11 protein-coding genes are annotated in these 11785 nt (G+C 68.9%); 5 read left to right on the forward strand and 6 right to left on the reverse strand.

The annotated features are described in order from the left end of the window. Nucleotides 1-50 precede the first annotated feature (50 nt). Nucleotides 51-3569 carry a DNA polymerase III subunit alpha gene (gene dnaE / locus ACAM52_RS13410; RefSeq protein ID WP_369647280.1) on the reverse strand — a complete coding sequence of 1173 codons (3519 nt, stop codon included), beginning with the start codon at nt 3567-3569 and terminating at the stop codon, nt 51-53. Nucleotides 3570-3630: 61 nt separating this feature from the next. Here dnaE and ACAM52_RS13415 point away from each other — a divergent pair, with 61 nt between their 5' ends. Next, nucleotides 3631-4416, forward strand: coding sequence for a sulfurtransferase (locus ACAM52_RS13415; protein ID WP_369647281.1), 786 nt, complete (start codon nt 3631-3633; stop codon nt 4414-4416). A gap of 9 nt (nt 4417-4425) precedes the next feature. Here the strand turns inward: ACAM52_RS13415 and ACAM52_RS13420 are convergent, their stop codons facing one another. From ACAM52_RS13420 to ACAM52_RS13435, 4 genes are all read right to left on the reverse strand, one after another. Continuing rightward, nucleotides 4426-5349 (reverse strand): pirin family protein, encoded by a 924-nt coding sequence (locus tag ACAM52_RS13420; RefSeq protein ID WP_159277194.1) that lies wholly within the window; start codon nt 5347-5349, stop codon nt 4426-4428. A gap of 34 nt (nt 5350-5383) precedes the next feature. Further along, complete coding sequence (locus ACAM52_RS13425) at nt 5384-5935, reverse strand: flavodoxin family protein (protein WP_095947847.1); 552 nt, start codon at nt 5933-5935, stop codon at nt 5384-5386. A gap of 77 nt (nt 5936-6012) precedes the next feature. Then, nucleotides 6013-6438 (reverse strand): DoxX family protein, encoded by a 426-nt coding sequence (locus ACAM52_RS13430; RefSeq protein ID WP_172438299.1) that lies wholly within the window; start codon nt 6436-6438, stop codon nt 6013-6015. A 61-nt stretch (nt 6439-6499) separates the two neighbouring features. Beyond that, nucleotides 6500-7201 (reverse strand): pirin family protein, encoded by a 702-nt coding sequence (locus ACAM52_RS13435; RefSeq protein WP_369647282.1) that lies wholly within the window; start codon nt 7199-7201, stop codon nt 6500-6502. A 162-nt stretch (nt 7202-7363) separates the two neighbouring features. On the opposite strand from ACAM52_RS13435, the gene ACAM52_RS13440 reads away from it, so the two are divergent. The 4 genes from ACAM52_RS13440 (at nt 7364) to trmB (ending at nt 11199) form a co-directional block, all read left to right on the forward strand. Then, nucleotides 7364-8317 (forward strand): LysR family transcriptional regulator, encoded by a 954-nt coding sequence (locus ACAM52_RS13440; protein WP_095947849.1) that lies wholly within the window; start codon nt 7364-7366, stop codon nt 8315-8317. Nucleotides 8318-8434: 117 nt separating this feature from the next. Beyond that, a complete protein-coding gene (locus ACAM52_RS13445; RefSeq protein WP_369647283.1) occupies nt 8435-9517 on the forward strand; it encodes an NAD(P)/FAD-dependent oxidoreductase in 1083 nt (360 codons plus the stop codon). A 6-nt stretch (nt 9518-9523) separates the two neighbouring features. After that, on the forward strand, nt 9524-10429 hold the full coding sequence (gene gluQRS / locus ACAM52_RS13450; protein ID WP_369647284.1) for a tRNA glutamyl-Q(34) synthetase GluQRS: 906 nt from the start codon (nt 9524-9526) through the stop codon (nt 10427-10429). After that, the gene (trmB, locus tag ACAM52_RS13455) at nt 10426-11199 is read left to right on the forward strand and encodes a tRNA (guanosine(46)-N7)-methyltransferase TrmB (protein ID WP_369647285.1); all 774 of its coding nucleotides are present in this window, start codon (nt 10426-10428) and stop codon (nt 11197-11199) included. The genes gluQRS and trmB overlap by 4 nt, the downstream gene beginning before the upstream one ends. 21 nt (nt 11200-11220) lie before the next feature. On the opposite strand, the gene ACAM52_RS13460 is transcribed toward trmB, so the two are convergent. Beyond that, the gene (locus ACAM52_RS13460) at nt 11221-11784 is read right to left on the reverse strand and encodes an energy transducer TonB (protein WP_369647286.1); all 564 of its coding nucleotides are present in this window, start codon (nt 11782-11784) and stop codon (nt 11221-11223) included. Nucleotide 11785: the final 1 nt, after the last annotated feature.

Genomic DNA, 11785 nt, shown 5'->3' on the forward strand with positions numbered 1-11785 from the left:
CTGATGGACCGCGCACGGGCCCCGAGGTTCCCCGGGGCCGCGCGATCCGATCAATCGTAGATGACCTGCGCCTTGCCCGCTTCGGCCTGCGCGGTCCAGCTCGCGAGCGCCGCATCGGTCGGGAAGAACTTGGCGCGCTCGCCCAGTTGCAGCTCGACCTGCGCCCCGCCCCGCGCCATCGACAGGCGCACGGGCAGGCCATGCACCAGGTCACCGACTTCGGTCTGCTCGGTGCGCGCCGGAAAGTCTTTCAAGAGGCGCGCGATCTCGGGCACCTTGCCGTTGACCGCCACGCGCAGGAACTTGCCGAAGCGGCAGCGCGCCGAGGCCAGGTCCCACACCTGCTGCACCTGGAAGCGCGCCTCGAAGCCGCCACGCGCGGGCTGCAACTTGCCGCTCACGATGACGAGCTCGTCGTCCTTCAGCGTGTTGCGGTTGGCGTTGATGAGCGCCTCGTCGGCCGTGGCGTCGATGGACTCCGACTTGTCGTCCAGCTTGAAGATCGCCAGCCGGCCGCGCTGGCCGTTGATGACGCGGAAGTCGCTCACGATGCCGGCAATGACCTGCGGGTCGCGGCTGTCGAGCAGGTCGCCGATCTCGCGCTTGCAGAAGCGCCGCACCTCGTGCGAGACCTCGTCGAAGAGGTGGCCCGACAGGTAGAAGCCGACGGCCGTCTTCTCGAAGGTCAGGCGTTCCTTCACGCCCCAGGGCGTGGCGTCGACCAGGTCGGGCTCCTGCGTGGCCGAGCCGTGCTCGCAGTCGCCGAAGATGTCGGCCTGCGAGGCGTTGGCCGCCGTGGCAATGGCGAACTCGAAGGCGCGGTCGACCGAGGCGATGAGCGAGGCGCGGTTCTGCTGGATGGCATCGAACGCGCCGGCCTTGATGAGCGCTTCGACCGTGCGCTTGTTGATGCGCTGGCGGTCGATGCGCACGCAGAAGTCGTACAGGCTCTTGAACGGCCCGCCCTCTTCGCGCGCGCGTACCACGGCCTCGACCGCGAGCTGGCCCGTGCCCTTCACGGCGCCCAGGCCATACCGGATGATCCGGTTGGTGACGGGCTCGAAGCGGTAGTTGCCGCGGTTCACGTCCGGCGGCTCGAAGGTGATGTTGAAGTTCTTCTGGGCGTCTTCGAACAAGAGCTTGAGCTTGTCCGTGTCGTCCATTTCCACCGTCATGTTGGCGCAGAAGAACTCGGCCGTGTAGTGAACCTTGAGCCAGCCCGTGTGGTACGCCAGCAGCGAGTAGGCGGCGGCGTGCGACTTGTTGAAGCCGTAGCCCGCGAACTTCTCCATCAAGTCGAAGATTTCGTCGGCCTTGTCCTGCACGATGCCGTGCGTGGCCAGGGCGCCCGCGCGGAACTTCTCGCGGTGCTCGGCCATTTCCTCGAGCTTCTTCTTGCCCATCGCGCGGCGCAGCAAGTCGGCGCCGCCCAGCGAGTAGCCGCCCAGGATCTGCGCGGTCTGCATCACCTGCTCCTGGTAGACCATGATCCCGTAGGTCTCGGAGAGCATCTCGGCCACGGCCGGGTGCGGGTACTCCACGTCTTCGCGGCCGTGCTTGCGCGCCACGAAGCTGGGAATCAGGTCCATCGGGCCCGGACGGTACAGCGCGTTCAGCGCGATCAGGTCTTCCAGGCGCGTGGGCCGGGCGTCCTTCAACATGCCCTGCATGCCGCGGGATTCAAACTGGAACACGGCCTCGGTCTTGCCGTCGGAGAACAGGCGGTAGGTCGGCCCGTCGTTCAGCGGGATATTCTCGAACGCGAAGTTCTCCTGGCCCTTGTGGCGCTTCATGATGAACTCGCGCGCGATCTCCAGGATCGTGAGCGTGGCCAGGCCCAAGAAGTCGAACTTCACGAGGCCGATGGCTTCGACGTCGTCCTTGTCGTACTGGCTCACGGCCGATTCGCTGCCGGGCTGCTGGTACAGCGGGCAGAAGTCGGTGAGCTTGCCCGGCGCAATGAGCACGCCGCCGGCGTGCATGCCGATGTTGCGGGTCATGCCTTCGAGCTTCTGCGCGAGCTCGACCAGCATGCGCACTTCTTCTTCCTTCTCGATGCGCTCCGCCAGCTGCGGCTCCATCTCGATGGCGTAGTTGTTCTTGTCGCCCTCGATCTTCTTTTCGGGCGGGTACTGCAGCGTGACCGACATGCCCGGCTTGTTCGGGATCAGCTTGCTGATGCCGTCGCAGAACATGTAGCTCATGTCCAGCACACGGCCCACGTCGCGGATGGCCGCGCGCGCGGCCATGGTGCCGAAGGTGGCGATCTGGCTCACGGCGTTGCGGCCGTACTTGTCCTTCACGTAGTCGATCACGCGGTCCCGGTTGCCCTGGCAGAAGTCGATGTCGAAGTCGGGCATCGAGACGCGTTCGGGGTTCAGGAAACGTTCGAACAGCAGCTTGTATTCGAGCGGGTCGAGGTCGGTGATCTTCAGCGCGTAGGCCACGAGCGAGCCCGCACCCGAGCCCCGGCCCGGGCCCACGGGGCAGCCGTTTTCCTTGGCCCACTTGATGAAGTCGCCCACGATCAGGAAGTAGCCGGGGAAGCCCATGTTCAGGATCGTGTTGATCTCGAACTCCAGGCGCTCCACGTAGCGCGGCCGTTCGGCCTCGCGCTTGGCTTCGTCGGGGTACAGGTGCTTCAGCCGCACCTCCAGGCCCTCGAACGACTCCTGGCGGAAGAATTCGCCGATCGGCATGCGCACGCCTTCGCTGATGAAGGGCGTGGGAAAGTCGGGCAGCTGTGGCTTGCCGAGCACCAGCGTCAGGTTGCAGCGCTTGGCGATTTCGACCGTGTTGGCCAGCGCGCTGGGCACATCGGCAAAGAGCGCCTGCATCTCGGCGCTCGACTTGAAGTACTGCTCTTCGGTGAACTTGCGCACGCGGCGCGGGTTGCCGAGGATTTCGCCTTCGGAAATGCACACGCGCGCCTCGTGCGCCTCGTAGTCCTGGCGTTCGGCGAACTGCACCGGGTGCGTGGCCACCACCGGCAGCTTCAGTCGGGCGGCGAGCTTCACGGCCGCGATCACATGCGGCTCGTCTTCGGGGCGGCCGGCGCGCTGCAGCTCGATGTAGAAACGGTGCGGGAACATGCCCGCGAGTTGCAGCGCCAGCTCGGCGGCGCGCTCTTCCTGGCCCTGCAGCAGCGGCTGGCCCAGCGGCCCGGCCTGCGCGCCCGACAGCGCGATCAGCCCGCCCTGCAGCTCCTGCAGCCATTCGAGCTTGCAGGCCGCCTGCGACTGGCCGCGGCTCACGTTCTGCGTCCAGGCCCGGGCCAGCAGTTCCGACAGGTTGAGGTAGCCCTCCATGCTCTGCACCAGCAGAATGAGGCGGGTCAGCGCGCCGGGCTCCTTGCCCAGCCCGTCGATGAAGATTTCAGCGCCGATGACGGGCTTGACGCCCTTGCCCCGGCCCTGCTTGTAGAACTTGACCGTCCCGAACAGGTTGTTCAGGTCGGTGATGGCCAGCGCGGGCTGCTTGTCGGCAGCGGCGGCCTTGATGACTTCGTCGATTCGATTCGTGCCATCGACGACGGAAAACTCGGTGTGCAGACGCAGGTGAACAAACATCCGTCGATTGTAGGAAGCCGCCCTCCACGATGTGGTGTGGCGATCCCTACAATCCCGCCCCGTGCAAGAGATTTTGAATATCGCCACCTACAAGTTCGTGGGCATCAACGACAGCCCCGTGCTGCGTGAGACCCTGCGCGAGCGCGCGCAGGCCCTGGGCCTGATGGGCACGATCCTGCTGGCGCCCGAAGGTATCAACCTGTTTCTGGCGGGGACGGCGCAGGCCATCCACGCCTTCCTGGCCGACCTGCGTGCCGACGCGCGCTTTGCCGACCTCGAAATCAAGGAAAGCTGGTCGGCCACGCAGCCCTTCCGGCGCATGCTGGTGAAGCTCAAGCGCGAGATCATCCGCATGGACCACCCCGCGATCCAGCCCGCCGCCGGCCGCGCGCCCGGCGTGGACGCGCCCACGCTCAAGCGCTGGCTCGACCAGGGCCACGACGACGAGGGCCGCGAGATCGTGATGCTGGACACGCGCAACGACTTCGAGGTCGACGAAGGCACCTTCGACGGCGCGATCGACTGGCGCATCACCAAGTTCACCGAATTCCCGCCCGCCCTGAAGGCGCACCGCGCTGACTTCGAAGGCAAGACGGTGGTGAGCTTCTGCACCGGCGGCATCCGCTGCGAGAAGGCCGCCATCCTCATGCGCGAGGAAGGCGTGGAGCACGTGCTGCAGCTCGAAGGCGGCATCCTCAAGTACTTCGAGGACGTCGGCGGCGCGCACTACCACGGCGACTGCTTCGTGTTCGACGGTCGCCGGGCCCTGGCGCCCGACCTCAGCGCGCGCGCCTCCGACGCCAGCGCCCGGGCCTCGGAAGACCCGGACATCGGCATCAAGCAATAAACGGAAGACTCAGACCGGCGTCGTGCCCGTGTCGGGCTCGCGCACGCCGAAGGGCTTGCCCGGCAGCGGAATGAACTCGGTCTCGCCGGGCACGTGGCCCATGCGCTGGGCAGCCCAATCGGCGCCGGCCTCGAGGATGCGCTCGCGCCGGCTCGAGACGAAATTCCAGGTGATGTAGCGCGGGCCGTCCAGCGGCTCGCCGCCGATCACCATCAGGCGCACGGCGGCGTCGGCAGTGAACACCGCGCCCTGCCCGTCGGGCAGCACCGCCATCGTGTGGGCGGGCGCCGGCTCGCCGTTCACGTTCGCATCGCCGTCGACCATGTAGACCGCCAGTTCGGGCGCCAGCGCGGGCAGCTCGAAACGCCCGCCAGCCGGCAGCGCGATGTCAAGGTAGACCGTCTGCGCCAGCGTCTTCACCGGCGAGCGCACGCCAAAGGCCTCGCCCACCAGCACGCGCACGGGCACGCCCTGCACCGTCAGTTCGGGAATGGCGTCGGCCGGCGTGTGCTCGAAGCTGGGTTCGACCTCTTCATGGGCCTGCGGCAGCGCGGCCCACAGCTGCAGGCCGTGGTTCACGAAAGTGTCGGCCAGCAGGCGTTCGGGCTTGCGCTCGGAGTGCACGATGCCGCGTCCCGCGGTCATCCAGTTGATGGCGCCGGGCTGGATCTCCTGCACGCTGCCCAGGCTGTCGCGGTGCATCATCGCGCCCTCGAACAGGTAGGTGACCGTCGACAGGCCGATGTGCGGATGCGGGCGCACGTCGTGCGCGTTGCCGGGCTGCTCGGTGGCCGGGCCGAAGTGGTCGAAGAACACGAAGGGCCCGACCGAGCGGCGCTGCGCCGCCGGCAGCACGCGCCGCACGTTGAAGCCACCACCCAGGTCCTTGTCGTGGGGCCGCAGCAATTGGATTTCGGGGATGGTGTCGGTCATCGTGGTGTCCTTGTGGGCGAAGTTCGGTGGGGCGTTATGCGCGTGATCTTGCCACCGCGCCCACGCGCTCGCCGAAGGCGCGCGCGGTTTCCAGGTCGCCCTTGGGCATCTCGGCCGGGCTCGCGTCCGAGGGCGACTGCGTGAGCAGGCCGCCGTAGCCGCCGACGTAGTTCATCGCGTCGCGCGTGGCCGCCTTGTTGTTGGTCGGCAGGATGCCCATGCTGACCCAGATGCCGCTGTGTTGCATGGCCAGCGTCCACAGGTAGGTCATGGTCGTGACCTTGTCGCCGTTCATCGTGGCGCTGTTGGTGAAGCCGGCGAAGAGCTTGTCTTTCCAGCCTTGCGTGTACCAGACCTTGGACGACGCATCGGCGAATTTCTTGAACTGCCAGCTCACGCCGCCCATGTAGGTCGGCGAGCCGAAGATGATCGCGTCGGCCGCGGCCAGCGTCTCCCAGCCATCGGCCGGCAGGTTGCCGTCGGCGTCGATGGCGAGCAGCTGCGCGCCCGCCCCGTCGGCCACGGCCTGGGCCACGCGCTGGGTGTGGCCGTAGCCGGAATGGAAGACAACGACGATGTTTGCCATGAAACGGATTTCCTCAAAGAAGCGATGAAGTCAGCAGGCCGCGCCCACGAGGTGCGCGCGGCCTGGGTGGAGCGAGCTTACTTTTTATCGATGCTGAAACGGCCGGCGCCGAAGGCAGCGAAGGCCAGCAGACCGCCTGCGATCGCGATGTTCTTGAAGAACATCAGCTGGTTCACGAAGGCCTTGTCGGCGGGCATGCCCCAGTAGTTGTGGAACATCACGGCTGCGGCCACGGTGAAGATCGCCAGCACGATCGCCGACACGCGCGTCTTGAAGCCGACCAGCAGCAGCAGGCCGAGCCCCAGCTCCACGACGATCGCGATGACCGCCGCCACCTGCGGCAGCGGTGCGCCCACCGAGGAGATGTACCCCACGGTGCCGGCGAAGCCCATGAGCTTGCCGAAGCCGGCGGGCACGAACAGCGCTGCAAGCAGCACGCGGCCGATGAGTGCCAGGGTGTCCTGGGCAGCGTTGGGGGCGGTGGTTGTGGTGGTAATGGCCATGGTGGAACTCCTCGTTGGTTGTTGAAGCGAAAGGAACAAAGAAAGGAAAAAAGACGCCGTCTCAGGCCGTCAGGTCGAACACCAGCACTTCGGCATCCTTGCCGGCGCCGAGCGTGAGTTGCGATTCGCCTTCGAGCATCGCGGCGTCGCCGCCCACGAGCTTCTGGCCGTTGACTTCGAGCTCGCCGCGCACCAGGTGCACGTAGCTCTTGCGTTGCGGGTCGAGCGCCAGGCTGGCAGTCTCGTCGCCGTCGAACAGGCCGGCGAACAGGCGTGCGTCGGCGTTCACCGTCACCGAGCCGTCGCGGCCGTCGGGCGAGGCCACCAGGCGCAGGGTGCCGCGCTTCTCGGCGTCGCTGAACTGCTTCTGCTCGTAGCCGGGGGTGATGCCGCGTTCCTTGGGCTCGATCCAGATCTGCAGGAAGTGCGTGGTCTGGTCGGCCTTGTGGTTGAACTCGCTGTGCATCACGCCACGGCCGGCGCTCATGCGCTGCACGTCGCCCGGCGGAATGGATTCGATGTTGCCCATGCTGTCCTTGTGCGCGAGTTCGCCCGAGAGCACGTAGCTGATGATCTCCATGTCCCGGTGGCCGTGGGTGCCGAAGCCGGCGCCCGCCGCCACGCGGTCTTCGTTGATCACCCGCAGGTTGCCGAAGCCCATGTAGGCCGGATCGTAGTACCCCGCGAAGGAAAAGCTGTGGAACGAGCGCAGCCAGCCATGGTCGGCATAACCGCGCTCCTGGGATTTACGCACTTGCAACATATCGAACTCCTTGCTGCCCCACCCGGTTCGGGCGCCGGGGCTTTCGTCGTGGGCCGCGCCGGATGCGCAGCGGATGAGAAGAATTCTGGACCTCCATCCCCCTCTGAAAGACGCCCGGTTTTGATGGCATCATTCAAATTATTTGAATGATGGAGCCCGCCCATGACGAGCGCCCGAGACGTCCTCACCCCCGACGCCCTGGCCATGCTGCAGACGGTGGCCACCACCGGCAGCTTCGCCGCCGCCGCGCGCGCGCTCGGCCTGGTGCCCAGTGCGCTGAGCTACCGCGTGCGCCAGATCGAGGACGCTCTCGACGTGCTGTTGTTCGACCGCAGCGCGCGCCAGGCCCGCATCACCGAGGCCGGCGCCGAATTGCTGCGCGAGGCCGCACGCCTGCTCGGCGAGATCGACGCCGTGGCCAACCGCGTGAAGCGCGTGGCCACCGGCTGGGAGCCGATGCTGACCATCGCGGTCGACAGCGTGATCGCACGCGACCCGCTGCTCGACCTGTGCACCGCCTTCTTCGCGCTCGAGCCGCCCACGCGCCTGAAGCTGCGCGACGAAACCCTGCTGGGCACCATCGAGGCGCTGACCAGCGGCGAGGCCGACCTGGCGATCGGCGCGGTGCTCGATGCCGCGAGCCTGGCCTTCACCGCCACCGGCATCCGCAGCCGGCCGATCGGCGAGCTGCGCTTCGTGTTCGCGGTGGCGCCGCACCATCCGCTCGCGCGCCTGCCGCAGCCGCTGAGCGACGCGGTGCTGCGCCAGCACCGCGCGGTGGCCGCGGCCGACTCGGTGCGCAGCGGGCCGAGCATGACCGTGAACCTCGTCGGCGGGCAGGACGTGCTCACCGTGCCCAGCATGCAGGCCAAGATCGCGGCGCAGCTGCACGGCCTGGGCGGCGGCTTTTTGCCCGAGCCGATGGCGCGGCCCTACATCGAGGCCGGCCACCTCGTCGAACTGCAGACCGAACGCCAGCCGCCGCTGGGCACCATGCACTGCGCGTGGCGCGTGCGCAGTGCGGGCAAGCCGGGGCGCGCACTCGAATGGTGGCTCGCGCAGTTCGAGCACGAGGGCACGCGCAAGGCGCTGCTCGAACGGCACCGGGGCCGTTGAACGCCACGCGATGCGCGGCTGCATAAGGGTCGCCCCCAGCCCGGCGGCGCGCGCAGACCGAGGTAGAGTGTGCACGGCCTCCTCAGTCATCACCCTGTCAAAAGAAAAGAGTCCGCCATGCCCAAAGCCAAAGCCCGCGCCACCGCCGACCGCCACCGAACTCCCGCCGCCGCCCGCCACTACGCCGTCATCGGCGCCGGCATTGCCGGCGTGGCCTGCGCCCGCACACTGATGCAGGCCGGGCACCGTGTCACGGTGTTCGAACGCGAGGCCACGCCGGGCGGGCGGATGGCGAGCATCGACACCGCCTTCGGCCGCTTCGACAGCGGCGCCCAATACTTCACCGTGCGCGATCCGCGCTTTGCACAGGTGCTGGCCACCACGCCCGCGCTGTGCCGCCCCTGGAGCGCCAACCTCGTGCGCGTGCTCGACGCCCACGGCCGCGTGGCCGAGGCGGCGCTGCCCTCGCTGGAGCCGCACTGGGTCGCCCAGCCCGGCATGGACGCGCTCGTGGCCCACTGGGCCGCGCCGCTGGGCGAACACCTCGTCACCGGCACGCAAGTTACCCGCATCGAGCCCGACGCGCTCGACGCCACCCGCTGGCAGCTGCGCACCGCCGGCGCGGACGATTCGCAGCACGTGTACTCCGGCTTCGACGCCGTGCTGCTGGCCGTGCCGCCCGCGCGCACCCGCGAACTGCTGGCCGGCGGCGACCGCTCGGCCACGCTGAGCCGCAAGATCGAACCCGTGCGCATCGCGCCCTGCTGGACGCTGATGATCGCCTTCCCCCAGGCCAACCAGGCCAACATGTCGCACCTCGGCCCGCAATGGAACGTGGCGCGCAGCACCCACCACCGCGTGGCGTGGCTGGCGCGCGAATCGTCCAAGCCCGGCCGCGAGCGCGTCGAGCGCTGGACCCTGCAGGCCAGCGCCACCTGGTCGGAAGAACACCTGCGTGACACGCCCGCGCGCATCGAGGCCAAGCTGCTGCGCGCCTTCTCGGAGATCACCGGCATCCACGCCACGCCCAGCCACGCCAAGGCGCGCTGCTGGCCCGAAGCGCAGACGCAGGTGCCCGTGGGCCAGACCCACCTGTGGGACGCCAAGGCGCGCATCGGCATCGCCGGTGACTGGTGCATCGGCCATCGCGTGGAAGACGGTTTCGTTTCGGGCCTCTCGCTGGCCCTCGCAGTTCTTTAAGAAAGGATGCGGGCCACCGGCCGCTTCGCCCCCTCGCCCACCGGCCCGCTGCACGCCGGCTCGCTGGTGGCCGCGCTCGCGAGCTGGCTCGACGTGCGGGCGCGCGGCGACAGTGCGCGCTGGCTGGTCCGCATCGAGGACGCCGACACCGAGCGCTGCCTGCCCGGCATGGGCGAGCACATCCTGCGCCAGCTCGCCGACTGCGCCCTGCTCCCCGACGAACCGCCCGAGTGGCAGACGCAGCGCACCGCGCACTATGAAGCGGCGCTGGCCGCGCTGCAGGCACGCGGCCTCACCTACCCCTGCGGCTGCTCGCGCAAGGACATCGACCTGGCCCTGGCCCGGCTCGGCCATGCGCACGAACGCCACGGTGAGCGCGTGTACCCCGGCACCTGTCGCGATAGCCTGCACGGCAAGCCCGCGCGCGCCTGGCGCTTTGCCGCGCACCGCATGCCGGCCGGCCCGCTGCATTGGAACGACCGCCGCCTCGGCCCGCAACAGCAGGGCGTGCAGCACGAAGTCGGCGACTTCGTGCTGCGCCGCGCCGACGGCCCCTGGGCCTACCAGCTCGCCGTGGTGGTCGACGACGCCGAACAGGGCGTGACCGACGTGGTGCGCGGCGAAGACCTGGCCGACAACACCGCGCGCCAGATCCTGCTGCAGCAGGCGCTCGGTCTGCCCACGCCGAGCTACCTGCACACGCCGCTGGTGCGCGGCACCGACGGCGACAAGCTCTCCAAGCAGAACGGCGCCACGGCCATCGACACCGCCACGCCGCAAGCCGCGCTGGCCGCGCTCGACACCGCCGCCTGCGCCCTCGGCCTGCGCCCCACGGCCGCTGGCGACTGCACCGCCGCCCTGGCCGGCTGGGTGCCCGAATGGCGCGATCTCTACAATTCGCGGCCCTCATGAACATTCCCGACACCGTGTCCAACGACCTCCCGCCCGGCGACGACCTGCCCGCATCCCCCGAAGACGACGCCACCGACGGCAAGCCGCACCCGCTGCACCGCCGCCTCAAGAGCTTCGTGAAGCGCGCCGGCCGCACCACCGACGGCCAGGCCCGCGCCTTCGCCGAGCTGGGCCCGCTGTTCCTCGTGCCCTACACGCCCGAGCGGCTCGACCTCACGGCGGCCTTCGGCGGCCGCGTGGGTCCGACGGTGCTGGAGATCGGCTTCGGCATGGGCGAGGCCACGGCCCACATCGCCACGGTGCTGCCCGAAACCAACTTCCTGTGCTGCGAAGTGCACGAGCCCGGCGTGGGCGCACTGCTCAAGCGCATCGGCGAGCAGTCGATCTCGAACATCCGCATCTGCGCGCACGACGCGGTCGACGTGATCGACCACATGCTGCAGCCCGGCACGCTGGCCGGCGTGCATGTGTTCTTTCCCGACCCCTGGCACAAGAAGCGCCACAACAAGCGCCGCCTGATCCAGCCCGAGTTCGTGACCAAGCTGGCGCAGCACCTGCGCCCCGGCGGCTACATCCACTGCGCCACCGACTGGCAGCCCTACGCCGAGCAGATGCTCGAAGTGCTGGGCGCCGAGCCCCTGCTGCTCAACACCGCGCCGGACACCGGCTACGCGCCCAAGCCGGCATACCGCCCGCTCACCAAGTTCGAGAACCGCGGCCTCAAGCTGGGCCACGGCGTGTGGGATCTGGTGTTCGAAAAACGCGCCTGAGCGCGCGTCACCTTCCCCCGCTCACTCGACGAGCTTGAAGCGGAACGGCAACCGCATGCGGGCGCGCACCGCACGCCCGTCCGCGGTGCGCGCCGGGTCGAAGTGCCATCCCTTGAGCGAATCGGTCGCCGCCTGCGACAGCAGCGGGTGCGGCGAGCGTTCGACGCGGATGTCTTCGGGCTTGCCGTCCACGCCGACGAAGAAGGCCGTGACCACCAGGCCCTCGATGCCCTCTTCCACCAGCGCGGACGGGTAGCTGGGATAGCGGCGCTGGCGGATCACCGGCTCCGTCACGACCGCGTCCGCCGCGGCCCGCGGATCGGCGCGCGGCGCCGCCATGAGGGTCGGCCCCGGCGGCAATGCCATCGGCGGCCCCGCCAGTGGCAGCGGTGGCGGCTCGATCGTCGATGGCGGCGGCAGGGGTGGCGGCTCGATCATCGGTTGCGGCGGCTGCGGCGCCGCCACGGGCACGAAGACCTCCGGCGCGGGCAGCGCCTTTTCCACCACCTTCGACGGGGGCGACACGACGCACCCGGCGAGCGCCGCGCACATCCCTCCCAGAACCCAGGACACAGTTGTTTTCATC

Origin of the sequence: Variovorax sp. V118 (assembly GCF_041154445.1) — a bacterium.
In the GTDB taxonomy this organism is placed as follows: Bacteria; Pseudomonadota; Gammaproteobacteria; order Burkholderiales; family Burkholderiaceae_C; genus Variovorax; species Variovorax boronicumulans.